Source organism: Halomonas sp. McD50-4, from assembly GCF_022348135.1.
GTDB lineage: Bacteria > Pseudomonadota > Gammaproteobacteria > Pseudomonadales > Halomonadaceae > Vreelandella > Vreelandella piezotolerans.
Map to the genome: position 1 here is coordinate 57,569 of NZ_JAKRFG010000004.1, position 24,082 is coordinate 81,650.

Sequence of the window (24,082 nt, forward strand, 5' to 3'; positions counted from 1 at the left end):
AGGCGAGCTATTGGCGACCGGTGCTGCCGAAACCGCCGCCGCCGCGGGAGGAGTCGTTGAAGCGCTCGACGATGTCGAGGTCGGCCTGCACCACGGGCACCAAGACGTACTGGGCCAGCCGCTCGAACGGCGTCACGGTGAAGCTGTGTTGGCCTCGGTTCCAAACCGAGATCATCAGCTCTCCCTGATAGTCGGAGTCGATCAAACCCACCAGGTTGCCCAGTACGATGCCGTGTTTATGGCCCAGGCCCGAGCGTGGCAAAATCATGCCCGCTAAGCCCGAGTCTTCAATATAGATGGCAAGCCCGGTTCGCACGAGCTGGCACTCGCCGGGGGCGAGCGTCAACGGCTCATCCAGCAACGCCCGCAAGTCCATGCCCGCAGAGCCTGTCGTGGCATAGGTGGGGAGATAGTCGTGGAGGCGCTCGTCCAGGACGTTGCACTGCAGGCGAGGGCGGGAACTGCTCATGGTTAGGCTCCAGAAGAGGTCAAAGAGAGGTGGGTGAGGGCGTGTCGAACGATCAGCGCGGCCAGCTGCGTTTTAGGCTGTGGCGGTGCGACGAGTCGGTCACTGCCGTCGGATGTTCGCCATAGCAGCAGCGCCGCGTTGTCGTCGCTGCCAAATCCCAGCCCCTGTTGGGAAACATCATTAGCGACGATCATATCGAGCCCTTTGCGGGTGAGCTTATCCTGGGCGTAACGCTCGATGTCTTGGGTCTCGGCGGCAAAGCCCACGACAAAGGGGCGCTGGCCGTCCGGTAGCGCCGCCACATCGGCAATGATGTCGGGATTTTTCACCAGCGTGAGCGTTAGGGTGTCCTGTTCGTCGGTTTTTTTCAGCTTGTGCTCGGCCGCGTTGGCGGCGCGGTAGTCGGCTACCGCTGCGCAGCCAATGAACAGCGCGGCGGTTGGCGCGAGATCGAGCGCTGCCTCGTGCATCTGCAGGGCCGTGTCGACGTTGAGCCGCTCGACGCCTGTCGGCGTGGGTAGGTTCACCGGCCCGCTGATCAGCGTCACTCGTGCGCCTTGCGCGGCCGCCTCGGCCGCCAGGGCATAGCCCATCTTCCCCGAGCTGTGATTCGACAGGTAGCGGACAGGGTCTAGCGCCTCCCGCGTGGGGCCAGCGGTAATCACGACATGGGGGGCGCTGGCCGAGGGGGTAATGGGCGGTGCAAAATGGCGGCTCACGGCCTCCAGAATCTCATCAGGCTCGCTCATGCGCCCTGGGCCGACATCGCCGCAGGCTTGATCGCCCGCAGCAGGGCCTATCAGCTGCCAGCCGTCGCTGGCCAGCTGTGACACGTTGCGCTGAGTGGCGGGGTGGCGCCACATGGCTTGATTCATCGCTGGCGCGATGAGGCGCGGCGCCTCGGACGCCAAACAGAGCGTGGTCAATAAGTCATCCGCCATGCCGTGCACCAATCGTGCGATCAGATCGGCCGTGGCGGGCGCGATCACGATGGCGTCGGCCCAGCGGGCCAGCTCGATATGGCCCATGCCGGCTTCCGCTTCTGGATCTAGCAGCGACGTACGCACCGGCTCCCCCGAGAGCGCCTGAAGTGTCAGCGGCGTAATGAAGGCCTGGGCGCCCTCCGTCATCACCACGCGAACCTCGCAGCCCGCCTGCTTGAGCAGTCGTACGATCAGCGCGCTTTTATACGCCGCAATGCCCGCGCTAACGCCGAGCAGCAGGCGCTTACCCGCAAGTGACGACGTACGTGATGACAAAGGGGAATGCGAAAATGAGGCCATGGTCGGCAGTCCAGTGTGACGATCAACAAGGCGCTTACCATACCATTTGACCGATTATTTTGGCATGCTCGGCAAATGTAGGGGCTAGGTATAGTGAGGCGGCGCCATTGAGTTGGCGTTTGAAGGCGGCGCTCTCTCTTTAACTAGGCCGATAACGGCAGTGCATGGGCAAGGAGGCGTGGATGGGAATCAATCATTGGCCCGAGGGGGAGCGGCCGCGGGAAAAACTGCTGACGATGGGCGCGCAGGCTCTCTCGGATGCTGAGCTTCTCGCCATTTTTCTGCGCGTTGGCGTACAAGGACGCTCTGCGGTGGATTTAGCGCGGGACTTGCTGACCAGCTTTGGTGGTTTAAGGCAGTTGCTGGAAGCCGACCAAGCCCAGTTCTGTGCCGCTCGGGGATTGGGGAATGCCAAGTTTGCTCAGCTACAGGCCACCCTGGAGCTTTCGCGGCGTCATTTGGCCAGTCAGCTGGCCCGGGGTAACGCGCTGACGTCGCCAGCGCTGGTGCGTCACTATTTGAGTTCTCAACTCCGTCACTTGGGACACGAGGAGTTTGCGGTCCTTTTTTTGGACACTCAGCACCGAATTATTCGCTATGAATCCCTATTTCGCGGTACCCTAGACAGCGCATCCGTTTATCCCCGCGAAGTTGCCAAGCGTGCGTTGGAACTACACGCTGGTGCTGTCATCCTGGCCCACAATCACCCCTCGGGTGTAGCGGAGCCCAGTGATGCCGATCGACGTATCACCGAGCGCTTGAAAGATGCCCTTGCACTCTTTGACGTGCGGGTTCTCGATCATTTCGTGGTAGGAGACGGAGACGTGGTGTCCTTTGCCGAGCGTGGCTGGCTATAGTCATCAACTCAGCAGGAGAAAACGCGCGGCGGGTCGTAGGGCCGATGCCCCTTTTCTAAGTAAATTGTCCAGAAACGCGCTTTTTTGGCCTTTTGGGGCGGTTTCGCTTGCTGGTAGCCAGGTGCTCTGGTATAAAGTGCCACCTTTGAACTTGGGTTGAATAACGGATTTGGGTACAGCTAGGCGGTTAACTGCGTCGACTCCCTCCCTGCTCCGGTTTGCCCGACAGTTTTGAACAACTCGCCAAGCGGTTGGAGGCTCTCATGTCCAAAGTATGTCAGGTTACCGGCAAGCGTCCGGTAACTGGTAACAACGTTTCTCACTCCCAGCGTAAGACACGTCGTCGTTTCTTGCCGAACCTGCACACCCATCGTTTTTGGGTTGAATCCGAAAACCGCTTCGTCAAGCTGCGCGTTTCCTCTAAAGGCATGCGCATCATCGACAAGAAAGGTATCGAGACGGTTCTGGCCGATATCCGCAAACGCGGCGACGCAATCTAAGCGAGCTTTTGCTACGCACTTTTGGGAGAGTTAAACCATGCGCGATAAGATCAAGCTGGTGTCTAGTGCCGGTACTGGCCACTTCTACACCACTGATAAGAACAAGCGGAACACCCCGGATAAGTTCGAATTCAAGAAATACGACCCGGTGGTCCGTAAGCACGTTATCTACAAGGAAGCCAAGATCAAGTAATCGCGGTTACGATGATCGGCTTTCACCGCAGGCGAGCGCCTGTTGAAAAACCCGGCCCAAAGCCGGGTTTTTGCATGTCTGTCGTTAGGGCGCTGACGGGTCATCTGTCATGGCGCTGTCATCATAGGCTTTCATCATGCCCGAATTGCCTGAAGTAGAAACCACGCGACGTGGCATTGCCCCCTATATCGAAGGGCAAGAGATTACCGAAGTGCGGGTGCGCCAGCCGCGCCTGCGGGTGCCAGTGCCTGACGATCTGGCCGATCGACTGATCGGCGCGCGCGTCGGCGAGCTTTCACGCCGTGCCAAGTATTTGCAGATGCCGCTGGCCACACCCAAAGGCAGCGCCACGCTGCTGTGGCACCTGGGCATGTCGGGAAGCCTGCGTATTGCGCGCCTGGGCGACGTGCCCAAAAAACACGATCATGTGGACGTCGTGACGGCTAGCGGTTACGTGCTGCGCTATCATGATCCGCGGCGGTTCGGTTTCGTCGATTGGCGGCAGGGCGACGGCAGTCGCGATACCCGCCTTGCTCACTTGGGCCCCGAGCCGCTCAGCGAGGCCTTCGACGGCCAGTGGCTCTACCGCTTGTCCCGCGACAAGCGCGTAGCGGTCAAGCCTTTTCTGATGGATAACCGCGTGGTGGTGGGCGCGGGCAATATCTACGCCGCCGAAGCGCTGTTCATGGCGGGCATCGACCCGCGCCGTGCGGCGGGGCGTATTTCCCGAGCCCGCTACGATGCGCTGGCGGCCGCCGTCAAAGAGGTATTGACGGCAGCCATTACCCAAGGCGGCACGACGCTGCGCGATTTTGTCAGCGGCCAGGGTGAGCCCGGCTACTTTGCCCAGCGGCTAAACGTTTACGGACGTCACGGGCAACCCTGTTTACGCTGCGGAAGCGAGCTGAGACGTATCACTCTGGGCCAGCGGGCCAGCGTGTTCTGCCCTGGCTGCCAGCGTTAAGCGTCGCCTCGCGCGGCGACCCATTTTGCTTATTTGAGCAGCGCTAGAGCGCTGCCCGCCTGCTTTTTTGGAGATTGTTGTGACTCAACGCCTGCGCCTGAACAAGAACGCCGATCGCCGCTTGAAGGCTGGCCATCTGTGGATCTACTCCAACGAAGTCGATATCAAAGAGACGCCGTTAAAGAACTTCGCGGCGGGTGAGTCCGCGCTCGTAGAGGCCTCCAACGGAAAAACGTTGGGCGTGGCCTACGTGAATCCGCACTCGTTGATCTGTGCGCGTATCATGTCTCGAGACCCGGAAATGCGCCTGGACCGCTCGCTGTTCGTGCATCGCTTCAATCAGGCGCTGGCGCTGCGTCAGCGTCTCTTCGATCAGCCCTTCTATCGTCTGATTCATGGGGAAGGCGACCTGCTGCCGGGGCTAGTCATCGACCGCTTTGGCGACGTGCTGGTGGTGCAGCTCAACACGGCGGGTATGCAGGCATTGGCGGAGGAGATCGTCGATGCGCTGGAGAAAGTCGTCAAACCAAGCACGATCGTGTTTCGCAACGACACCGGTGGCCGCCGCCAGGAGGGCCTGGAAGCCCACGTGGAGGTGGTCAAAGGCACGCTACCCGATGAAGTGCTGCTGGTCGAGAATGGCGTGACCTTTGCCGTCCCGGTGCTGAATGGCCAGAAAACCGGCTGGTTCTATGACCATCGTGTCAACCGCGCCTGGCTCAACGGCCAAGTGGCCGGCAAACGCGTGCTGGACGTCTTCAGCTACGTGGGTGGCTGGGGCGTCCAGGCAGCCGCCAGCGGCGCCTCCGAAGTGCTCTGCGTGGACGCCTCTGGCGCGGCGCTGGAGCAAGTGGCGCGCAACGCCGAGCTGAACGGTGTCCAAGAGCAGGTGGCCATCGGCGAAGGTGACGCCTTCGAAGCGCTGGCGGCGCTGAAGGCCGATGGCGAGCAGTTCGACGTGGTGATTCTCGATCCGCCGGCGTTCATCAAAAAGCGTAAGGACATCCCCAACGGTGAGCGCGCCTACTCGCGTCTCAATCGTGAGGCGATGCGCCTGTTGGGCCGCGACGGCCTGCTGCTGTCGGCGTCGTGCTCCATGCACTTGGCGTCCGAGCGCTTGGTCGACGTAGTCCGCGGCGCGGTGCGCCATCAGGATCGTCACGGACAGGTCATCTTCCAGGGCCACCAAGGGCCGGATCATCCGGTACACCCGGCCATTCCAGAAACGGCCTATTTGAAGGCGCTGGGTGTTCGCGTATTCCGCGATTAATCATCCGCAAATCGTCGTCATGAGGTAGGTAGACAGGGAGCGAGTCACATGGAGTGGGCACTGCCAGACCCGTTTGTCATTGACCTGGAGGTGCTGCCAGAGGCGATCGATGCCTACCAGCACGTCAACAACAGCGAGTACTTGCGTTGGGTCGAGCAAATTAGCTGGGCCCACTCCGAGGCATTGGGGCTCTCTCTCGAGCGTTACCGAACGCTGGATAGGGCGATGGTGGTCCATCGTCACGAGCTGGACTACCTCGCGCCAGCCTTTTTAGGGGATGCGCTGCAGCTCGCGACCTGGATCGTCGCGTGCGACGGGCGTTTTAGTCTGACGCGTCGCTTCCAGCTCAAGCGTATCGACGATGGCAAAACGCTGCTCAATGCCCGTACTCGCTTTGCCTGCGTGGCGCTCTCCAGCGGTCGTCCAAAGCGCCTGCCCGAGGAGTATCAGCGTCTCTATGGTAGTGCGGTAGTAGAGGAAGGGTGATGCGCTACTGAGTGGCGTCGATTTTTTCGTGCGCTGCGCTCAAGCGCTAGATCTTTCTGTCAAAAAACGCCTTAGCCGGCGTTTTTTTCGTTTTGATTCATAGGGGTGGTGGTTCTCACCGGCTGTGCTGTAATGCAGTGAGCGACGTGTCGTTCATCCGGATTGTGGAGAGTTCAGTCATGAAAATTGCCGTTCCCAAAGAGATTAAAAATCACGAGTACCGTGTTGCACTCACGCCCACAGGGGTACGCGAGCTAACCGGGCGTGGCCATCATGTCTGCGTGGAAAGCGGGGCGGGCGAAGGCGCAGGCTTTCCCGATAGTGCTTATCAAAGCGCGGGGGCCACCATCGAACAAGGCGTGGAGGCGCTGTGGCAACACGCCGAGCTGATCTTGAAAGTCAAAGAGCCGCAGCCAGAGGAGGTCGCGCGTCTCACCCCTGAGCATACGCTGTTTACCTACTTGCACTTGGCCGCTGAACAGTCGCTCACCCAAGGGCTAATGGACAGCGGTGCCACCTGTATTGCGTACGAAACCATTACCGATGCCAAAGGCGGTCTGCCGCTACTTGCCCCCATGAGTACCGTGGCGGGTCGAATGGCCGTACAGGCGGGGGCGCACAGCCTGGAGAAAGCGCAGGGCGGCTCCGGTGTGCTGTTGCCGGGGGTCCCCGGTGTGTCGCCGGGCAAGGTGACGGTGATCGGCGGCGGTGTCGTCGGCGAAAACGCCGCCCGCATGGCACTCGGCCTGGGCGCGGACGTCACGATCCTGGACAAATCCATTGCCCGCCTGGAGGTGCTGGATGATCGCTATCAAGGGCGCATCAAGACCGTTTACTCCACGGCCGATGCGTTGGATCACGCGGCCAGGGAGTCGGACATGATCGTGGGTGCCGTGCTCATTCCTGGGGCTGCAGCACCCAAGCTGATCACGCGCGCCATGCTGGCAGACATGAAGCCGGGGAGCGTGCTGGTCGACGTGGCGATCGATCAGGGCGGCTGCTTCGAAACCAGCAAGCCCACCACCCACGCCGAGCCCACTTATATCGTCGATGGCATCGTCCACTACTGCGTGGCCAACATGCCCGGTGCCGTGGCGCGGACTTCTACGCTAGGGCTGACCAACGCCACGCTGCCGTTCGTGCTGGCACTCGCCGACAAAGGGTGGCAAAAGGCGCTCGCCGACGATGCGCACTTCTTGCCTGGTCTGAACGTCCATAATGGCCAGATCACTTACCGTGCGGTCGCCGAGGCCTTTGGCTTGGCGAGCGTCGACCCCAGCAGTGTGGTGGGGCGATAAAGGGCTTAAGCGTGTCTAATGCTCAATAGTGGGGCGGAACGTCATCTTCAGGGCGAAAGCTGCCTTGGCTATCGCCTGCTTGGAGCGCCTGATGCTGTTCACGTAGCCGTTCGCGCATCAAGGCGCTGAGTTGCTCGAGTTTTTCCAAGCGTCGTTCTTGCTGGGCGACCGCTTGGTCGAGCGTATCCAGCCAATGCTCTTGATAAGCCAGCCGACTCTCCAACGATTCAAGACGTTGAGTGAGCTCGGCAGGCGATAAATCGTTTGTCATGATAACATCGTCACCTTGTGTAGTATGCTCGGTACTGTTAGGAATGGGCCTGGTAGTTCGAGTATTGTCCTTCGTCTGTTACCCATACAACAAGAGAGCTTTCATCATCTATGAACCCAAAAGTTGTTTTTCGCTGTTTCTTTATCAGTATCTTACTGGCCGCCCCCACGCCGCTTTTGTTGGCGGGGATTGTTCATTTAACCAATGCACCGATGGCTGAACAGTGGCTAGCTGGCGCGGCGTTTAGTGTGTATGCCGCCGTCGCCCTTGGCTGCTTTGTCATGTTGTTCATTGGCACGTTAGCCGCCGCTGCCCTGGCGCCGCCCATGGTGGTCAAAGCGGACGTTGCCCGAGTGAAACCAGCACCGCGTCAGCCTCAAGCGACGTCGCCGGTAGCGGACGATGATGAAGAAGACATCATCGATCCCAACGATGGCCGTGAAGAGGGAGAGGTCAAGTGGTTCAATACCAATAAAGGTTACGGCTTCATTACCCGCGATAACGGAGAGGACGTATTCGTTCACTTTCGTGCCATCCGTGGCCGCGGCCCACGGATGCTGGCCGAAGGCCAAATCGTTCGCTATCACGTGATCAAAAACGATCGTGGCCTGCAGGCCGATGATGTGAGTATTATCGAGTAAGCGTTCTCACAGCGTCCCTTGCTGGTAGAGAAAACCCCCGCATTGGCGGGGGTTTTTGCGTTTAGCGGCCCGAATCGGGCCATTCGATGGCACGCTCTTGGCCGCTGGGCAGAACTTGCCAAAAACGGTCAGGGTCATCGCCGGGATGCCAGCCGCCTAGCGAGCAGCGAACTTCTACCTGCAGCGCCTCAGCGGCATGCTGAGCGCACTCCTGATCGGTGTGCCACGGCGTCTGGCTGCTGTCGAACCAGAGGCTGGCAAAGCCATCGGCGGCGTTATCCACCAGGAGTACCGGGACGCTATCGCCTTGGTGTTGGCCGCGGGTTTTCCATTTGCCTTTGCCTGCTGGGCTAAGCGGCGGCGCACTGAGCACCTCGGCCAGCCAGGCGTTGACATCATCCAGCGTGGCCTGCGCCAGATACACTTCTATGTCTGGAAACCGCTCCATCATACGCTTACCTCGTCGGTGGTCAGCAGCGCCTGAAGCGTCGCTTCGTAAATACGGCTCAGCTCGTCCAAGTCGCTGGCGCGCACCCGTTCGTTCACCTTGTGGATGGTATCGTTGAGTGGGCCAAGCTCGACGACTTGGGTGCCCAAGGTGGCAATGAAGCGACCATCCGAGGTGCCGCCGCTGGTGGAGAGTTGCGGGCGTTCGCCGGTGACGGCTTCTACGCCGCGAATCGTGGCATCCACGAGCTCGCCTTCTGCGGTCAGGAAGGGCTCGCCGTTCAACGTCCAATCCAGATGATACTCGAGGCCATGCGCATTCAAGATCGCTTCGGTGCGTGAGCGTAATTCGTCGTGGGTGACGTCGGTGGAGTAACGGAAGTTGAACACGACTTCCACGTCACCTGGAATCACGTTGGTGGCGCCCGTTCCGGCACGCACGTTGGAGATCTGAAAACTGGTCGCAGGGAAGAAGTCATTGCCCGCGTCCCAATGCTCGTTGACGAGCGAATCCAGCGCAGGCATCGCCTGATGGATAGGGTTGCGTGCCAAGTGAGGGTAGGCCACATGGCCCTGCACCCCTTTGACGTGAAGCACGCCGCCCAAAGAGCCGCGCCGCCCGTTTTTGATCACGTCGCCCAGGCGAGCGGTAGAGGAGGGCTCGCCCACGATGCAGTAGTCCAAACGCTCATTGCGCTCGCGAAGATGCTCGACCACTGCGCGGGTGCCGTCGATGGCAGGCCCCTCCTCGTCGGAGGTGATCAAAAACGCAATGCGACCCTCGTGATTGGGGTAGCGCGCCACAAAGCGCTCCACTGCCGTCAGCATCGCCGCCAGGCTGCCCTTCATGTCCGCTGCGCCTCTCCCGCAGAGCATGCCCTGGTCGTCGATACAGGGCTCGAACGGCGGGAATTCCCAGTTGGTATGGGGGCCGCTGGGCACCACATCGGTATGTCCGGCAAACGCGATCACCGGCCCGTGGTGGCCGCGCACGGCCCAAAAATTCTTTACATCACCAAAGGGGAGCTGCTCGATATGGAAACCGAGCGCCGTTAAGCGCTCGATCATCAGGTCTTGGCAGCCTTCATCGTCGGGTGTCACCGATGCCCGGCTCAGCAGGTCGAACGCCAGCGTGAGCGTCGGCGACAGTGAGTCAGGCTCAGTTATGGGCATGTAGCGCCTCGTTCAGCGCGATGGCGCTTTTATTGGTCAAGCACTCGATGCGGCCATTTTGTGAGTTGCGACGCAGCAGCAGGTCGTCTTGGCCTGCCAGCTCGCGGGCGGCGACGGTGTTGACGTCTTGGCCCTTGTCATCCAACAGTGTCACTTTGGAGCCTGCGGTGATGTACAGACCCGCTTCTACGGTACAGCGGTCGCCCAGCGGAATACCGATACCGGCATTGGCGCCGATGAGGCAGCCCTCGCCCACTTTGATGATGATGTTGCCACCGCCCGAGAGCGTGCCCATGGTGGAGCAGCCGCCGCCCAGATCAGAGCCTTTGCCGACCATAACGCCGGCAGAGATACGCCCTTCGATCATGCCGGGGCCTTCGGTGCCCGCGTTGAAGTTGACGAACCCTTCGTGCATGACCGTGGTGCCCTCGCCCAGGTAAGCGCCCAGGCGCACGCGGGCGGTGTCGCCGATGCGGATGCCGCTAGGCACCACGTAATCGGTCATTTTGGGGAATTTATCGACACAGTCGACGGACAGCGCGCGGCCAGCCAGGCGTGCCTTGAGGCGGCGGGCGGGCAGCTCTTCGATGTCGATGGCGCCTTCGTTGGTCCAGGCGATGTTACGCAGCAAGCCGAACATACCGGTCAGGTCCAGGCCGTGGGGCTTCACCAAGCGGTGCGACAGCAGATGCAGTTTTAGATACACCTCAGGCGCGGTTTGCGGCGGCTGATCGCTCTCTAAGAACATCGCCACCAGCGGACGCTGGCTCGCCGCCAGTGACTCTGCCAGTGCGGCCTGGTCGGAGTGGCCTGCCGCTTCCAGCGCTTTGGCCAAGCGGGTGCAATCTTCTGGCAGGAAACTGACCGGGGCATTGCCTGTTGGTGCGTCCAGGGCTTCCTTGGCCGCTGCGACTAGGCGCTCGTCTGGGTGGAGTAGTGGAGCCGGGTAGTAGATTTCCAGCCAGTCGCCCTGGGTGTTTTGGGTGCCGATTCCAAGCGCGAAGCTCAGCATAACGCGTATTCCTTAGAGGTTGGTGAGAGGTGTCGGTCAGGATTAGCCACTTAGCGAATCGTAGTCGCCGTCTCGATAGCCGATCATGATGGTACCGTCGTCGAGTTCCAAAAGCGGCCGCTTGAGCAGCGTGGGGTGCTGAAGCAACAGCTGGCGCGCCGAGTTGGCGTCGTAATCCCTCTCTTCATCGGAGAGCTCGCGCCAGGTCTTACTCCGCTTGTTGATCACCTCGACCAGCGGCGCGCGATTCAAGATGTGTTCGAGCAGTGCCGCCGACAGGCCATCTTTACGCAGGTCGTGGGTTTTATACATCAGCGCTTTGTCGTCCAGCGCTTTGCGTGCTTTGCGGCAGGTGTCGCAGTTGTGAATCATATAGAGCGTCAGCATACAGCCTCCTTTCGTCGTCTTGGTCGGCGCGGGCTAGCCGCGTTCGAGCAGTTGGCGAAGACGCGTGGCCGCTTCCAGCGTCAGTTCGAGCTCCGCCACTAAGGCTAAGCGTAGCCGCCCAGCACCGGGATTATGGCCGTGTTGTCCTAGGCGGCCCATCAAGCTGCCGGGAAGTACGCTCACGTGCTGCTCGCTGAATAGCCGTTGACTAAAGGCGATATCGTCACCGCCCGGAACCGCAGGCCAGAGGTAGAAGCTCGCCTCGGGCGTGGGGAAATCCATCACCGGGGCGAGCACCTCCGTGACCGCACTGAATTTCTTACGGTAGGCGTCGCGGTTGGCCCGTACGTGGGCTTCGTCCTGCCAAGCAGCGATGGACGCGTGCTGCAGCGGTAGCGACATGGCGCAGCCGTGATAGGTGCGGTAGCGCTTGAACGGGGCGAGCAGGTCTGCATCGCCTGCCACGAAGCCCGAGCGCAGCCCCGGCAGGTTGGAGCGTTTGGAGAGCGAGTGAAACACCACACAGCGGCGGTAGTCGTCGCGGCCAAGCTCGGCGCAGGCTTGCAGCAGCCCCGGTGGCGGCGTGCTCTCGTCCAGATAAAGCTCGGAGTAGCACTCGTCGGAGGCGATGATGAAGTCGTGCTCGTCGGCCAGGGCAATCAACTCTTTGAACTCGGCCAGCGGTGTGACCGCACCGGTCGGGTTGCCCGGCGAGCAAATAAACACGATCTGCACGTCGCGCCAAGTGTCGGCGCTGACCGCAGAAAAATCGGGACGAAAGCCGTTCTCGTCCGTGCAGTCCAGGTAGAGCGGCTGGCCGCCTGCCAGCAGCGTCGCCCCTTCGTAAATCTGGTAGAACGGATTGGGCACGGCGACCTGGGCAGGGCGAGTGCGGTCCAGCGCTGCCTGCACGAAGGCAAAGATGGCCTCGCGGGTGCCGTTTACGGGCAGAACTTGGCGTTCGGCGTCTAGCCCGGCGAGGCCAAAGCGCTGGGTCGCCCAGGCAGCGATGGTCTCACGTAGCGCGGGCAGGCCATTGGTCGCCGGGTAGCGGGCCATCTCGAGCTGGTGGGCAACGAGGGCATCCAGCGCGCCCTGGTAAGGCGCATGCTGGGGTTCGCCGATCGTCAGCGGAATGTGCGTCAGCCCCGCCGGGGGTGTGAGTGTCGCTTTGAGAGCGGCCAGCTTTTCAAACGGATAGGGATGAAGGGCGTTGAGATCTGGGTTCATGGCGCGTCCGTTGAGAGCGTGAAGGCGGGAGCTGTGGGCAAAACCATTTATCGAACCGCCGATTATAGGCAAGCCCTGGGGCAGGCTCAAACCTAACCACCAGGGCATGGCATCTTTCTGGTTTAGACGCCTAGCACTTCAATCAGCCGTTCACGAAGCTGCTGCTGGCGTTCGGGGTCGGTGAGCGGCTCGCCTGCCTTGGTGGTAATGAAGAACACGTCCTCTACTCGCTCGCCCAACGTAGCGATCTTGGCGGCCGATAGGGCGATATCCTGCTCCATGAAGATGCGCCCTACCCGGGCAAGAAGGCCGGGCCGGTCGGGGGCGGTCAGCTCCAACAGGGTGCGCTCGTTGGCGGGGTCCTGTTCGATCACCACTTCGGTGGGCACTTTGAAGTGCTTGAGCTGGCGCGGGGTGTGGCGGGTGACGATCTCGGGGTAGTCGTCCGGGTCGTCCAGCTCTTCTACTAGGTGGCTGCGCATCTCCTCGATACGCTCCGGGTCACGAATTGGCTGGCCGTGGCTATCCAGCACGATGAAGGTATTGAGCGTCCAGTCGTTGTGCGACGTGGCGATGCGCGCATCGTGAATCGAGAGCCCTAGCTGCTCCATGGCGGCGGCCGTGGCGGCAAACAGATCATCCGCCGAGCGGGTGTGGATGAAGACCTTGGTACCGCCCTCGGCCATGTCGGCGGTGGGTGCACTGATCAGCACTAGCGGCAGCGGTGAGGGCTGGTGGTTGAGAATGCCTTGGGTCTGCCAGACGATCTCGCTGGGTGCGTACTGCAGGAAGTAGTCCTCCCCCAGCGATTCCCAAAGCCGGTCAATGTGAGCGCTATCGACACCCACCGTTTGGAGTAGCGAGCGCGCTTCGGTGCGCGTTTCGCGTACCCAGTCGTCGCGATCTGGCGGATTTTTCAGGCCGCGCCGCAGGGCGCGTTTGGTTTCCGCGTGAAGTTGGCGCAAAAGCGATGCCCGCCAGCCGTTCCACAGCGTTGGGTTGGTCGCGTTAATGTCGGCGACGGTGAGCACGTAAAGGTAGTCCAGGCGGGTCTCGTCGCGCACGATCAGCGCAAAGTCGCGGATGACGTCCGGGTCGCTGATGTCGCGCTTTTGCGCGGTCATCGACATCAGCAGGTGGTGCTCCACCAGCCAGCTCACCAAGTTGGTGTCGTGCTGGGAGATATGGTGGCGATGACAAAACTGCTCGACGTCTCGCGCACCGATTTCGGAGTGATCGCCGCCACGGCCTTTGCCAATGTCGTGGAACAAGCCTGCTATCCACATCAGGTCTAGCTTGGGTAACTGGTGGATCAGCGTCGCCGCCACGGGGAAGTCGCCTTTGGCCTCTGGCTTGCGGAAGCCGTGCAGGAATTTCAGCAGGCGCAGGGTGTGGGCATCGACCGTGTAGATATGGAACAGATCGTGCTGCATCAGCCCCACGGCGCGGCCAAACTCCGGCAGGTACTTGCCGAGAATGCCGTAGCGGTTCATTCGCCGCAGTTGGCGAGGAACGTTTCCCGGTGCCCGCATAAGGGCCATGAAGAGCCGCTGGTGACGCGGTTCTTCCCGGTAGTGATCGTCGATCTGGTGGCGGTGGTCACGAATCAGCCGAATGGTATCGGCGCGTACCCCCTCGATCTCCGGGTGTTTGGCCATTAGCAGGAAGAGTTCCAGCATGGCCGCCGGTCGCTCGCGGAACAGGTTGCGCGAGCGCACTTGGATGTAGCCGCCTTTGGTTTCGAAGCGCTCGTTGAGCTTGACGGTTTCCAACGACTCTTTACCGCGCAGAATGACTTCGTCGAAATGCTGCAAGAGCATGTCGTTGAGTCCGGCGAGGGCCGTTACATGGCGGTAGTAGCGCTTCATGAACTGTTCGACGGCGAGTCGTTCGGGAGTGTCCTTGAAGCCGAACATCTCGGCAATGGTGCGCTGATGATCGAACAGCAGCCGATCTTCGGCCCGGCCCGTGAGCATGTGCAGAGCGTAGCGCACCTGCCAGAGAAATGCTTGACCCTGGCTGAGAATGCGCAGCTCGGCGTCGTTCATGAAGCCGTTGGCGACGATGTCGGTGTACTGCTCGGTGCCGAAATGGCGCTTGGCCACCCAGCCAATCATTTGGATATCGCGCAGGCCACCGGGGGAGCTTTTGAGGTTGGGCTCCAGGTGATACTCGGAATTGTTGTAGCGGTAGTGGCGGGCGATTTGTTCCTGCCACTTGGCCTCGAAAAATCGGTCGGCAGGCCACAGGTTCGTTGCGCTCAAGCGCTCGCGCATCTGTTCGCGCAAGCTTTCCGGCCCGGCGATGAGGCGTGACTCCAGCAGGTTGGTGATCACCGTGACGTCCGCTTCGGCTTCGCGCTCGCAGTCGTTGAGTGAGCGCACGCTATGGCCAATCTCGAGGCCGATATCCCACAAAAAGGTGATGAAGGCGCTCAGCGGCTCACGGTAGGGGGAGTCGTCGTCGTGTTCGAGCAATAGGAGCAGGTCGATGTCCGAGTGGGGGTGTAGTTCTCCACGCCCGTAACCACCCACCGCTACCAGCGCGACCCCGTCGTCGGGCCAGGCATGCTGCGCCCAGGCGATGGCAAGCAGCTGGTCGAGATACCATGCACGGCCGCGTACCAGATCGCGAATATCGGCCCCAGCGCGAAACTGCTCGTCCAGCCGCGCCTGAATATCCCGTAAGGCCGCTTTGAACGGCGCAATGGGCGAGCGTGATCCGGCAAGCTCGGTGCGAAACAGGTCGAGATCGAAAAGCGACGTGTCCGGCTCGAACCGGTAGTGGTGAAGAAGCATCAGGCGTTCAAAAAGCTAAAGTCTTCGTCGCTGCGTGCGGTCAGCACGTCAACGCCGGTGTCGGTGACAAGCAGGGTGTGCTCCCACTGCGCCGACAGGCTGCGGTCTTTCGTGACGGCGGTCCAACCATCCCGCAGGACCTTGGTTTTGTAGCCACCTACGTTGATCATCGGCTCGATGGTGAAGCACATGCCCGCCTCCAGGCGAATGTCGGCATCCGGTGCATAGCCGTCGTAGTGCAAGAACTGCGGATCTTCGTGAAAGTCCGCGCCAATGCCGTGGCCGCAGAAGTCGCGCACCACGGAGTAGCCGTGGGCTTCGGCATGCTGCTGGATCACCCGGGCCAGCTCGGAAAGGCGTACGCCGGGCTTCACTAGCTCGATGCTTTTATATAGGCACTCCTGGGTGATGCGGCACAGTCGTTCACCCTGAATGGTGTCGCCAATCACGAACATGACACTGGAGTCGCCGTGGTAGCCGTCTGGCGTGCGCACGGTGATGTCCAGGTTCATGATGTCGCCGTTTTTGAGCTTTTTGCCATCATCGGGAATGCCGTGGCATACCACGTGATTGATCGAGGTGCAGGTCGCTTTAGGGAAACCGTGATAGTTCAGCGGTGCTGGCGTCGAGCCCAGTTCGTTGACGATGTACGCATGGCACAAGCGGTCGATCTCACCGGTACTGATACCCGCTGTGACGTGGGGAGTGATCATTTCGATAACGCTGGCTGCCTGGCGACCGGCTTCGCGCATTTTCTCGATTTCAGAAGGCGTCTTGATAGGAACGTTCATGAATTCTCGATGTGGCTTCTGGGTGAGTGATGAGTGGCAAATTCAGCGTCTAAACGCGCCTGCGACTTCATCTTGGCAATGATCTATGGTATAAAGCCGCGCGCTTTCCTGCAATCGCCATCCCTCGCTTCTTTCCAGGGCGGCGGCGCGTGGAAAGAGTAACGAGATCGCAACCCAGCACCGCTGAGTTGCACGACAGCAAGCCTTGAAAACACACATGCACCGGCACATGGTCCCGGGTGCCTCTAGCGACGTTCGTCGGCGCTACTGGTCGGATCCATGGGGTGCGTGGAGGCCTAACCCGAGTTTCAGGAGTTTTACCATGTCTCACGTCAATATGCGTGACCTGCTGAAAGCAGGTGCTCACTTCGGTCACCAGACCAAGTACTGGAACCCGAAGATGGGTAAATTCATCTTCGGCGCGCGCAACAAGATTCACATCATCAACCTCGAGCACACCCTGCCGGCGCTGAACGAAGCGATCGACGTGGTCGAGAAGATGGCGGCGTCCAACAACAAGATTTTGTTCGTTGGTACCAAGCGCAGCGCCAGCAAGATCATCAAAGAAGAAGCGAATCGCGTTGGCCAGCCGTTCGTCAACCATCGCTGGTTGGGCGGCATGCTGACCAACTTCAAGACCATTCGTCAGTCCATCAAACGTCTGCGTGATCTGGAAACCATGCGCGAAGACGGTACCTTCGAGAAGCTGACCAAGAAAGAAGTCTTGATGGCCACGCGTGAGCAAGAGAAGCTCGAGCGTTCTATCGGCGGTATCAAGAACATGGGCGGCCTGCCGGACGCGCTGTTCGTGATCGACGTTGATCACGAGCGCATTGCGATCAACGAAGCCAACAAGCTGGGCATCCCGGTCATTGGCGTGGTCGATACCAACTCCAACCCGGATGGCGTTGATTACGTGATCCCGGGCAACGATGACTCCATCCGCGCTATCCAGATCTACGTGAAGGCGATTGCCGACGCGTGTGGTCGCGCGAAAGAAGGTCGTCCGGACGAGTTCGTCGAAGTGACTGAAGAAGAAGCCGCTTCTGCCGACACAAACGCTGCTGCCGAGTAAGGCTGCAGTGGTGCGGCGGGCAGGTGAGCCGCATCGTATCAGAGGGGGCCTTATGCCCCCTTTTTCCCGCTTTGGGTTCGCCCAGGCGGGCCGATCATGCCGGATCAATGCCGGCAAGCGCTCTGCACAGTGATACGCAACGGTCATCTATCGTGCTTATACTCTGTAGCGCGTTTAACTCTCAGTTAGAACCATTTCCGAGGTGAAATCTCATGGCAGCTATCAGCGCCTCTCAGGTTAAGGAACTGCGCGAACGTACCGGTCTTGGCATGATGGAGTGTAAAAAAGCACTCACCGAAGCCGACGGTGACATCGAAGTCGCGATCGAAAACCTGCGTAAAAGCTCTGGTCTTAAAGCCGCGAAGAAAGCGGGTCGTACCGCTGCAGAAGGTGCGGTGGTGACTCGCGTAGCAGACGATGGCAGCTACGGCGTCATGGTCGAAATCAACTCTGAAACCGACTTCGTTGCTCGTGACGATAACTTCATCGGCTTCGCCAACAAGATCGCCGATGCGTTCTTTGCAGCGAAGAGCGAAGACGTTGCCGCCGTGATGGCGGGTGATCTCGAGTCCGCTCGTGAGCAGTTGGTTCAGAAAATCGGCGAAAACATCGGCGTGCGTCGTGCCGTGGTCGTCAATGCCGTTGACGGTGGTTTGGTAGGCGAATACGTGCACGGCGGCCGCATTGGTGTCTTGACCGTCCTGAAAGGCGGCACCAGCGAAGCGGCCAAAGACGTTGCCATGCACGTCGCGGCGATCAACCCGGCCGTTGCGCATCCCGAAGAGATGCCGCAAGAGCAGCTGGACAAAGAGAAAGCGATCATCCTGGCCCAGCCGGACATGGCCGGTAAGCCTGAGCAGATCGCTGAGAAGATGGTTCAAGGCCGCCTGAAGAAGTACCTGGCTGAGAACAGCCTGACCGAGCAGCCGTTCGTCAAAGACCCAAACCAGTCCGTGGCTGAATTCGTCAAAGCCGCCGATGGCGAAGTGGTCAGCTTCACTCGCTTCGAAGTGGGCGAAGGCATCGAAAAAGAAGAAGTCGACTTCGCGAAAGAAGTCATGGAACAGGCTGGCCGTCGCTAAGGTCAGAGGTTCCAGTTAGAAGATGGCGTGCGCGCGAGCGCACGCCTTCGTGTATCCGGCCCCTGTGAAATACAGGCGCTGCCTCGCCCACCTGTGCCCAGGTCTGCCCCAGGAGAGATGCCATGTCACGTGATGTTCAAGAGTCTACCCCCACTGCTGCTACCAAAATCGATAAGTCGAAGTCGAAGTACAAGCGTATTTTGCTGAAGCTGTCGGGCGAAGCGCTGATGGGTGAGCACGATTTTGGTATCGATCCGAAGGTGTTGGATCGCATGGCGCTGGAAATTGGCCAGTTGGTGGGGATTGGCGTCCAAGTCGGTATCGTCATTGGGGGGGGTAACCTGTTCCGTGGCGCGGCGCTCAACGAAGCCGGCATGGATCGGGTCACGGGTGATCACATGGGAATGCTGGCAACGGTCATGAATGCGCTCGCGATGCGCGATGCGCTGGAGCGCTCCAATATACGCTCCCGCGTGATGTCAGCGATTCCCATGAGCGGTGTGGTGGAGCATTACGACCGCCGCACGGCCATCCGTTATTTGACCTCGGGTGACGTGGTGCTGTTCTCCGCGGGCACCGGAAACCCCTTCTTTACTACGGACTCCGCGGCCTGTTTGCGCGGCATCGAAGTGGACGTAGACGTCGTCATCAAGGCCACCAAAGTAGACGGCGTGTACAATAAGGATCCGGTGAAGCACCCCGACGCCGTAAAATACGACCAGCTCTCCTATGACGATGCTCTGGATCAGAAGCTGGGGGTAATGGATTTGACCGCAATCTGCCTGGTACGTGACCATAATATGCCGGTGCGGGTATTTGATATGAACAAGCCTGGTGCCCTGCTCAACCTCGTGGTTGGGGGCAAGGAAGGCACGCTGATAGACAGAGGGTAACAACGTGATCAACGACATCAAGAAAGATGCAGAGTCTCGCATGAAGAAGAGCGTTGAGGCGCTGCACAGCAACTTCAATAAGATCCGCACGGGCCGTGCTCACCCCAGCATCCTGGATGCCGTGACCGTCGAGTATTACGGGGGCCAAGTACCGCTGAATCAGGTGGCATCGGTGAACGTCGAAGATGCGCGTACCTTGACCGTGGCGCCCTGGGAGCAGGGCATGGTGCCGAAAATCGAAAAAGCGATCATGACCTCTGATCTGGGTCTGAACCCGTCCAGCGCCGGTAACGTGATTCGTGTGCCGATGCCGATGCTGACCGAAGAGACCCGTAAAGGCTACATCAAGCAAGCACGTAGCGAAGCGGAAACTGCCCGTGTCGCCGTGCGCAACGTTCGCCGCGATGCCAACGGTGACTTCAAATCCTTGCTCAAGGATAAAGAGATCACCGAAGACGATCAGCGTCAGGGCGAAGACGAGATCCAGAAGCTGACCGATAAATATATCGCTGAGATCGACAAGGCGCTGACCGCAAAAGAACAGGATCTCATGCAGGTATAACGCCTGCGTTCACTTTGCCACGGGCGGCTTGGCCGTCCGTGGGCCATCGCTTGGCTTACTTATGACTGATCTTTGGTGCGAGAACCCATGACGTCTCCGCAGCTTCCCCAAGAGCAGCCGGGCGGCACGATGCTTTCTCGATCCGAGGAAGCACTGCCGTCCCATGTTGCTATCATTATGGATGGTAACAACCGCTGGGCGCGGGCACGGGGGCTGTCGGGAGTGCGCGGCCACCGTGCGGGTGTCGAAGCCGTACGTGCGGTGATCGAGCGTGCGGCCGAGCGAGGCGTGCAAACGCTGAGCTTGTTCGCCTTCTCCAGTGAGAACTGGAAGCGCCCAGCCGCCGAGGTGAACGCGCTCATGGAGCTGTTTTTGATGGCGCTCAAACGTGAGGTCAAAAAGCTCAACGAGCGCAATATCCGCCTCTCGATTATTGGTGAGCAGCGCGGCTTTTCCCATGCAATTCAAAAGCATATCCAGCGTGCCGAAGCGCTGACGGCCGATAATACGGGCATGCACCTAGTGATCGCTGCCAACTACGGCGGCCAGTGGGACATCGCCCGAGCCGCCCGCGAGCTCGCCGAGCAGGTGGCGGCCGGAGAGCTGTCGGCCGACGACATCGACGAAGCGCGCTTGGATGCGGCCATGAACACCGACGCCGTGCCGCCGGTGGATCTGTGCATTCGCACCAGCGGCGAGCAGCGGCTCTCGAACTTCATGCTATGGCAGTTGGCCTATGCCGAACTGCATTTTTCGCCCTTGCTTTGGCCAGATTTCGATGGGGCGGCCTTCGACAAAGCGCTCGACGATTTTTGCTTACGACGTCGCCGTTTTGGAATGACTGACGAACAAATAGAGGCGCAAGGTGCTTAAACAGCGGATGATCACCGCAGCCTGGTTGGCGCCCGTGACGCTAATCGGCCTGTTTGGCTTACAGGGAGGTACCTTTGCGCTGTTTACGGCGTTGATCGTGCTATTGGGTACCTGGGAGTGGACCAACCTGGCAGGCGTAGGCGCGTCGCGCACGCGGATGGCGCTGGTCGCGGGGATGGCGATACTGTTGGCGCTGCTGTGGCTGGGCGGTGCGGCGTATGCGGTGTGGCCGCTATGGCTGGCGGCCGCCGGTTGGCTGCTCAATCTTTACTGGGTGACGCATTACCCGCAAAGTAGTCAGCAGTGGCATACCACGTCGCGTCGCCTGCTAATGGGTGTGTGGGTGCTGCTACCGTGCTGGGTAGGCTTCAACGTACTGCGCGAGAGCGGGGCGGTGTGGCTGCTGTTCGTGTTACTGTTGGTTTGGACGGCCGATATTGGTGCCTATTTTGCCGGACGCCGCTGGGGCAAGCGCAAGCTGGCACCGCGGGTGAGCCCAGGAAAATCCTGGGAGGGTGTCTACGGCGGGTTGGCCGCTACGACGCTGCTGGCGTTGCTATTTGCCGCCTGGCAGCCATTGGGTGTACTGGGTGGCGTCGCACTGGTAGCGATTACCGCGGTGGTCACGCTCACCTCCGTGTTGGGTGATCTGTTCGAAAGTATGTTGAAGCGCTACCGCAATATCAAAGACTCCAGCCAGCTACTGCCGGGCCACGGCGGTGTGTTGGATCGTATCGATAGCCTCACGGCGGCCATTCCCATCTTCGCGCTGTTCTATCTGCAGGTGCTATCCCTTCAGGTGAGCGCGCTATGAGTCAGGCCTCGATTCAATCGGTCACCGTACTGGGTGCCACTGGCTCCATTGGGAAAAGTACGCTGGACGTCATCGCGCGCCATCCTGATCGCTACCGGGTCCATGCACTGACAGCGCATACCTCGAAAGAGGCACTGCTGGAACAGTGTCATACATATAGCCCCCGCTTTGCCGTGCTGGATGACGCCGCCGATGCCGATTGGCTGCAGCAGGCGCTTCGCCAAGCAGGCTCTGATACCCTGGCGCTGGCGGGGCAGGAAGCATTGTGCGATGTCGCCCGTGCCCCTGAGGTCGATATCGTCATGGCGGCAATCGTTGGAGCGGCGGGACTGTTGCCCGCGCTGGCGGCGGCCGAGGCGGGTAAGCGCGTACTGCTCGCCAATAAAGAAGCCCTGGTGATGAGTGGGGCGCTGTTCATGGACGCCGTGTCGCGTTCAGGGGCCACGCTACTGCCGATCGATTCTGAACATAATGCCATCTATCAGTGTCTACCCTGCGAGCATCGCGGTGGATTGGCCAAGCACGGCGTGCGTCAGCTACTGTTGACAGCTTCCGGCGGGCCCTTTCGTAACTGGTCGGCAGAGCAGATCGCACGTGCCACGCCCGAGCAAGCTTGCGCCCATCCTAATTGGTCCATGGGGCGAAAAATCTCGGTGGACAGCGCCACGCTGATGAACAAAGGTCTCGAGTTGATCGAGGCGTGCTGGCTCTTTGATGCCTCGCCCGAGCAGATTCAAGTGGTCGTTCATCCCCAGAGCGTCATTCACTCCATGGCGGCCTATGACGATGGTTCGGTAATCGCGCAGTTGGGCAATCCCGATATGCGCACGCCCATCGCTTATGGTTTGGCTTGGCCCGAGCGGATCGACGCCGGTGTAGAAGCACTTGACCTGTTCCAGGTGGCGCGACTCGATTTCGAGGCTCCCGATGAAGCGCGCTTTCCTTGTCTGCGTCTCGCCCGTGAGGCGATGCAGGCCGGTGGTGCCGCCCCGGCCATCTTGAATGCAGCCAATGAAGTGGCCGTCGAGGCATTTTTAGCGGGAAGCATTGCGTTTGGCGCGATTCCAGAGCTCGTCGCCGATGTCATGGCGCTGCCCTACCGTGGCGAGGCCGATTCTTTAGAGTGCGTGCTAGCGGCGGATCGCTGGGCGCGCGAACAGGCGGCACTTACCCTACGTCAGTCAATCGCTTAGCCTCAGCTAATGCTGAGCAGCGCGTCGTGCAAAGGAGCGAAAAGTGGGCCTGATACAGAATATCTTAGCCGTCATTGTGGTGCTGGGACTGCTCGTGACCTTTCATGAATTCGGGCATTTTTGGGTCGCGCGTCGCTGCGGCGTCAAAGTGCTGCGCTTTTCAGTAGGGTTTGGTAAACCGCTATGGTCGACGGTGGATCGTCACGGCACTGAGTTTGCGGTGGCGGCCATTCCGCTGGGCGGGTACGTCAAAATGCTCGACGAGCGCGAAGCGCCGGTGCCAGACGACCAGTTGGACCAAGCCTTCAATCGCAAAACCGTATGGCAGCGAATTGCCATCGTCGCTGCGGGTCCCATCGCCAACTTTTTGCTCGCCATCTTCGCCTACTGGGCACTGTTCGTGGCGGGAACGACCACGGTGGCACCGCTCGTCGGCGACGTTACTCCGAACTCGCCGGCTGCGCAGGCGGGCTTGGCGCAGGGCAGTGAAATCACCGCTATCCAGGGCGAGCCAACGCGCTCTTGGGAAGAGATCAATCTGAAGCTGGTGTCCATGATCGGCTATAGCGGCGAGCTCACCATCGAGGCAACGCCAGAGGGGGCGAGTGCCACACGCCGCTATCAACTGCCAATCAGTAACTACATGGTGCGCCAGGATCCACCTCAACCGTTGCAAACACTGGGCTTTTCACCCTGGCGCCCTGACATACCAGCAGTGCTCGGTCAGGTCGTTTCTGGGCAGGCGGCCGATGTCGCAGGGCTTCAACCGGGGGATCGTATCGTGTCGCTCGATGGCGAACCCATCGATGATTGGATGCAGTTCGTCGCTGTGATTCGCGACAGCGCGGGTGAGACCTTAAGCGTCGCGTACCAGCGTGGAGGCGAACAGGGCACGCTCTCGCTCACGCCAGGACGTAATACGCTGGAGAGTGGTGACGAGGTTGGGTACATTGGAGCCGGTGCAGAGCCGTTTAGCTGGCCTGAGTCGCTGCAACGCGAAATTCGCTATGGGCCGATCGAAGCCGTCGGCCAAGCGCTGTCGCGCACCGGTGAAATGGTTCTACTGACGGTAGATGCGATCCGAAAGATGCTGGTGGGGCTTATCTCCCCCTCTAACCTCTCCGGGCCGATCACCATTGCACAAATCTCCGGCGACTCGGCACGCGCGGGGCTCGAAGCCTTCGTAGGCTTCCTCGCCTATCTGTCGATTAGCCTAGGGGTGCTGAATTTGCTGCCCATCCCCGTGCTTGATGGCGGTCATCTGCTTTACTATTTCGTCGAGGTGTTACGTGGGCGGCCGGTATCCGAGCAAACACAAGCGATAGGGCTGCGCATCGGGCTCGCCATGGTCGGTACCCTGATGCTAATGGCGCTCTATTTCGATTTGATGCGCCTGTGGTAATAACGCGTGTAGCGCGCTGGATGCCTTGTCATCTGCCTGCACAAATGTATATGGTGCCTGTCTTAACCGACGGGCAGACCAACGCGAGCGAACTGACTGCATGAAAATCAAGACCCTT

General features: G+C 60.2%; 26 protein-coding genes. 16 read left to right on the plus strand and 10 right to left on the minus strand.

Translation table 11 applies throughout. From position 1 onward, the window contains the following. Positions 1-7 precede the first annotated feature (7 nt). The gene (gene dut / locus MHM85_RS06285) at positions 8-469 is read right to left on the minus strand and encodes a dUTP diphosphatase (protein WP_139528299.1); all 462 of its coding nucleotides are present in this window, start codon (positions 467-469) and stop codon (positions 8-10) included. Between the two features lie 2 nt (positions 470-471). Beyond that, the gene (gene coaBC, locus MHM85_RS06290; protein ID WP_219862677.1) at positions 472-1,752 is read right to left on the minus strand and encodes a bifunctional phosphopantothenoylcysteine decarboxylase/phosphopantothenate--cysteine ligase CoaBC; all 1,281 of its coding nucleotides are present in this window, start codon (positions 1,750-1,752) and stop codon (positions 472-474) included. Positions 1,753-1,934: 182 nt separating this feature from the next. Between coaBC and radC the strand changes: the two genes are divergently transcribed. The 7 genes from radC (at position 1,935) to ald (ending at position 7,320) form a co-directional block, all read left to right on the plus strand. Next, positions 1,935-2,609 (plus strand): DNA repair protein RadC, encoded by a 675-nt coding sequence (gene radC / locus MHM85_RS06295; protein ID WP_153843439.1) that lies wholly within the window; start codon positions 1,935-1,937, stop codon positions 2,607-2,609. A gap of 263 nt (positions 2,610-2,872) precedes the next feature. Next, positions 2,873-3,109 carry a 50S ribosomal protein L28 gene (gene rpmB / locus MHM85_RS06300; protein WP_038481085.1) on the plus strand — a complete coding sequence of 79 codons (237 nt, stop codon included), beginning with the start codon at positions 2,873-2,875 and terminating at the stop codon, positions 3,107-3,109. A 37-nt stretch (positions 3,110-3,146) separates the two neighbouring features. After that, entirely contained in the window at positions 3,147-3,302 is a 156-nt protein-coding gene (rpmG, locus tag MHM85_RS06305) for a 50S ribosomal protein L33 (RefSeq protein ID WP_009098622.1), read from the plus strand. Between the two features lie 136 nt (positions 3,303-3,438). Continuing rightward, entirely contained in the window at positions 3,439-4,266 is an 828-nt protein-coding gene (mutM, locus tag MHM85_RS06310; protein WP_153843440.1) for a bifunctional DNA-formamidopyrimidine glycosylase/DNA-(apurinic or apyrimidinic site) lyase, read from the plus strand. Positions 4,267-4,345: 79 nt separating this feature from the next. Then, positions 4,346-5,536 carry a class I SAM-dependent rRNA methyltransferase gene (locus tag MHM85_RS06315; RefSeq protein ID WP_139528303.1) on the plus strand — a complete coding sequence of 397 codons (1,191 nt, stop codon included), beginning with the start codon at positions 4,346-4,348 and terminating at the stop codon, positions 5,534-5,536. Between the two features lie 48 nt (positions 5,537-5,584). Next, positions 5,585-6,022, plus strand: coding sequence for a thioesterase family protein (locus MHM85_RS06320; protein WP_139528304.1), 438 nt, complete (start codon positions 5,585-5,587; stop codon positions 6,020-6,022). A 179-nt stretch (positions 6,023-6,201) separates the two neighbouring features. After that, the gene (gene ald / locus MHM85_RS06325; protein ID WP_219862680.1) at positions 6,202-7,320 is read left to right on the plus strand and encodes an alanine dehydrogenase; all 1,119 of its coding nucleotides are present in this window, start codon (positions 6,202-6,204) and stop codon (positions 7,318-7,320) included. Positions 7,321-7,342: 22 nt separating this feature from the next. Here ald and MHM85_RS06330 read toward each other — a convergent pair whose 3' ends face one another. Continuing rightward, on the minus strand, positions 7,343-7,591 hold the full coding sequence (locus tag MHM85_RS06330; protein ID WP_139528306.1) for a SlyX family protein: 249 nt from the start codon (positions 7,589-7,591) through the stop codon (positions 7,343-7,345). Positions 7,592-7,701: 110 nt separating this feature from the next. Here MHM85_RS06330 and MHM85_RS18375 point away from each other — a divergent pair, with 110 nt between their 5' ends. Then, on the plus strand, positions 7,702-8,232 hold the full coding sequence (locus MHM85_RS18375) for a cold shock domain-containing protein (protein ID WP_139528307.1): 531 nt from the start codon (positions 7,702-7,704) through the stop codon (positions 8,230-8,232). Between the two features lie 61 nt (positions 8,233-8,293). Here MHM85_RS18375 and MHM85_RS06340 read toward each other — a convergent pair whose 3' ends face one another. From MHM85_RS06340 to map, 7 genes are all read right to left on the minus strand, one after another. Further along, positions 8,294-8,683 carry a hypothetical protein gene (locus MHM85_RS06340; protein ID WP_139528308.1) on the minus strand — a complete coding sequence of 130 codons (390 nt, stop codon included), beginning with the start codon at positions 8,681-8,683 and terminating at the stop codon, positions 8,294-8,296. Further along, a complete protein-coding gene (gene dapE / locus MHM85_RS06345) occupies positions 8,680-9,852 on the minus strand; it encodes a succinyl-diaminopimelate desuccinylase (RefSeq protein ID WP_219862682.1) in 1,173 nt (390 codons plus the stop codon). The genes MHM85_RS06340 and dapE overlap by 4 nt, the downstream gene beginning before the upstream one ends. Continuing rightward, positions 9,839-10,864 carry a 2,3,4,5-tetrahydropyridine-2,6-dicarboxylate N-succinyltransferase gene (gene dapD, locus MHM85_RS06350; protein WP_219862684.1) on the minus strand — a complete coding sequence of 342 codons (1,026 nt, stop codon included), beginning with the start codon at positions 10,862-10,864 and terminating at the stop codon, positions 9,839-9,841. The genes dapE and dapD overlap by 14 nt, the downstream gene beginning before the upstream one ends. 42 nt (positions 10,865-10,906) lie before the next feature. Further along, the gene (locus tag MHM85_RS06355) at positions 10,907-11,251 is read right to left on the minus strand and encodes a Spx/MgsR family RNA polymerase-binding regulatory protein (protein ID WP_219862686.1); all 345 of its coding nucleotides are present in this window, start codon (positions 11,249-11,251) and stop codon (positions 10,907-10,909) included. 33 nt (positions 11,252-11,284) lie between these two features. Further along, complete coding sequence (gene dapC, locus MHM85_RS06360; protein WP_219862689.1) at positions 11,285-12,481, minus strand: succinyldiaminopimelate transaminase; 1,197 nt, start codon at positions 12,479-12,481, stop codon at positions 11,285-11,287. A 122-nt stretch (positions 12,482-12,603) separates the two neighbouring features. Next, positions 12,604-15,279 (minus strand): [protein-PII] uridylyltransferase, encoded by a 2,676-nt coding sequence (locus MHM85_RS06365; protein WP_219862691.1) that lies wholly within the window; start codon positions 15,277-15,279, stop codon positions 12,604-12,606. Then, entirely contained in the window at positions 15,279-16,070 is a 792-nt protein-coding gene (gene map / locus MHM85_RS06370) for a type I methionyl aminopeptidase (RefSeq protein ID WP_139528314.1), read from the minus strand. Before map ends, MHM85_RS06365 begins: the two co-directional genes overlap by 1 nt. Positions 16,071-16,392: 322 nt before the next feature. Between map and rpsB the strand changes: the two genes are divergently transcribed. The 8 genes from rpsB to rseP all read left to right on the plus strand — a co-directional run bounded on the left by rpsB (position 16,393) and on the right by rseP (position 23,964). Then, on the plus strand, positions 16,393-17,145 hold the full coding sequence (gene rpsB / locus MHM85_RS06375) for a 30S ribosomal protein S2 (protein ID WP_139528315.1): 753 nt from the start codon (positions 16,393-16,395) through the stop codon (positions 17,143-17,145). 212 nt (positions 17,146-17,357) lie between these two features. Continuing rightward, the gene (gene tsf / locus MHM85_RS06380; protein ID WP_219862693.1) at positions 17,358-18,227 is read left to right on the plus strand and encodes a translation elongation factor Ts; all 870 of its coding nucleotides are present in this window, start codon (positions 17,358-17,360) and stop codon (positions 18,225-18,227) included. Positions 18,228-18,349: 122 nt separating this feature from the next. Continuing rightward, positions 18,350-19,120: a UMP kinase gene (gene pyrH, locus MHM85_RS06385; protein WP_139528317.1), complete on the plus strand. Its 771-nt coding sequence runs from the start codon at positions 18,350-18,352 to the stop codon at positions 19,118-19,120. A 4-nt stretch (positions 19,121-19,124) separates the two neighbouring features. Next, positions 19,125-19,682, plus strand: coding sequence for a ribosome recycling factor (frr, locus tag MHM85_RS06390; protein ID WP_139528318.1), 558 nt, complete (start codon positions 19,125-19,127; stop codon positions 19,680-19,682). Positions 19,683-19,769: 87 nt separating this feature from the next. Beyond that, the gene (uppS, locus tag MHM85_RS06395) at positions 19,770-20,555 is read left to right on the plus strand and encodes a polyprenyl diphosphate synthase (RefSeq protein ID WP_219862695.1); all 786 of its coding nucleotides are present in this window, start codon (positions 19,770-19,772) and stop codon (positions 20,553-20,555) included. Next, on the plus strand, positions 20,548-21,369 hold the full coding sequence (locus MHM85_RS06400) for a phosphatidate cytidylyltransferase (protein ID WP_153843449.1): 822 nt from the start codon (positions 20,548-20,550) through the stop codon (positions 21,367-21,369). The genes uppS and MHM85_RS06400 overlap by 8 nt, the downstream gene beginning before the upstream one ends. Continuing rightward, a complete protein-coding gene (gene ispC, locus MHM85_RS06405; RefSeq protein ID WP_219862697.1) occupies positions 21,366-22,562 on the plus strand; it encodes a 1-deoxy-D-xylulose-5-phosphate reductoisomerase in 1,197 nt (398 codons plus the stop codon). Before MHM85_RS06400 ends, ispC begins: the two co-directional genes overlap by 4 nt. Positions 22,563-22,605: 43 nt before the next feature. Continuing rightward, positions 22,606-23,964, plus strand: a complete 1,359-nt coding sequence (rseP, locus tag MHM85_RS06410; RefSeq protein ID WP_219862699.1) for an RIP metalloprotease RseP — start codon at positions 22,606-22,608, stop codon at positions 23,962-23,964. Positions 23,965-24,082 lie beyond the last annotated feature (118 nt).

What these genes read in the sequence shown, in the direction of transcription:
- dut (WP_139528299.1), bottom strand. Translation starts at nt 469, where the DNA reads ATGAGCAGTTCCCGCCCTCGCCTGCAGTGCAACGTCCTGGACGAGCGC.
- coaBC (WP_219862677.1), bottom strand. Translation starts at nt 1,752, where the DNA reads ATGGCCTCATTTTCGCATTCCCCTTTGTCATCACGTACGTCGTCACTT.
- radC (WP_153843439.1), top strand. Translation starts at nt 1,935, where the DNA reads ATGGGAATCAATCATTGGCCCGAGGGGGAGCGGCCGCGGGAAAAACTG.
- rpmB (WP_038481085.1), top strand. Translation starts at nt 2,873, where the DNA reads ATGTCCAAAGTATGTCAGGTTACCGGCAAGCGTCCGGTAACTGGTAAC.
- rpmG (WP_009098622.1), top strand. Translation starts at nt 3,147, where the DNA reads ATGCGCGATAAGATCAAGCTGGTGTCTAGTGCCGGTACTGGCCACTTC.
- mutM (WP_153843440.1), top strand. Translation starts at nt 3,439, where the DNA reads ATGCCCGAATTGCCTGAAGTAGAAACCACGCGACGTGGCATTGCCCCC.
- MHM85_RS06320 (WP_139528304.1), top strand. Translation starts at nt 5,585, where the DNA reads ATGGAGTGGGCACTGCCAGACCCGTTTGTCATTGACCTGGAGGTGCTG.
- ald (WP_219862680.1), top strand. Translation starts at nt 6,202, where the DNA reads ATGAAAATTGCCGTTCCCAAAGAGATTAAAAATCACGAGTACCGTGTT.
- MHM85_RS06330 (WP_139528306.1), bottom strand. Translation starts at nt 7,591, where the DNA reads ATGACAAACGATTTATCGCCTGCCGAGCTCACTCAACGTCTTGAATCG.
- MHM85_RS18375 (WP_139528307.1), top strand. Translation starts at nt 7,702, where the DNA reads ATGAACCCAAAAGTTGTTTTTCGCTGTTTCTTTATCAGTATCTTACTG.
- MHM85_RS06340 (WP_139528308.1), bottom strand. Translation starts at nt 8,683, where the DNA reads ATGATGGAGCGGTTTCCAGACATAGAAGTGTATCTGGCGCAGGCCACG.
- dapE (WP_219862682.1), bottom strand. Translation starts at nt 9,852, where the DNA reads ATGCCCATAACTGAGCCTGACTCACTGTCGCCGACGCTCACGCTGGCG.
- dapD (WP_219862684.1), bottom strand. Translation starts at nt 10,864, where the DNA reads ATGCTGAGCTTCGCGCTTGGAATCGGCACCCAAAACACCCAGGGCGAC.
- MHM85_RS06355 (WP_219862686.1), bottom strand. Translation starts at nt 11,251, where the DNA reads ATGCTGACGCTCTATATGATTCACAACTGCGACACCTGCCGCAAAGCA.
- dapC (WP_219862689.1), bottom strand. Translation starts at nt 12,481, where the DNA reads ATGAACCCAGATCTCAACGCCCTTCATCCCTATCCGTTTGAAAAGCTG.
- MHM85_RS06365 (WP_219862691.1), bottom strand. Translation starts at nt 15,279, where the DNA reads ATGCTTCTTCACCACTACCGGTTCGAGCCGGACACGTCGCTTTTCGAT.
- map (WP_139528314.1), bottom strand. Translation starts at nt 16,070, where the DNA reads ATGAACGTTCCTATCAAGACGCCTTCTGAAATCGAGAAAATGCGCGAA.
- rpsB (WP_139528315.1), top strand. Translation starts at nt 16,393, where the DNA reads ATGTCTCACGTCAATATGCGTGACCTGCTGAAAGCAGGTGCTCACTTC.
- tsf (WP_219862693.1), top strand. Translation starts at nt 17,358, where the DNA reads ATGGCAGCTATCAGCGCCTCTCAGGTTAAGGAACTGCGCGAACGTACC.
- pyrH (WP_139528317.1), top strand. Translation starts at nt 18,350, where the DNA reads ATGTCACGTGATGTTCAAGAGTCTACCCCCACTGCTGCTACCAAAATC.
- uppS (WP_219862695.1), top strand. Translation starts at nt 19,770, where the DNA reads ATGACGTCTCCGCAGCTTCCCCAAGAGCAGCCGGGCGGCACGATGCTT.
- ispC (WP_219862697.1), top strand. Translation starts at nt 21,366, where the DNA reads ATGAGTCAGGCCTCGATTCAATCGGTCACCGTACTGGGTGCCACTGGC.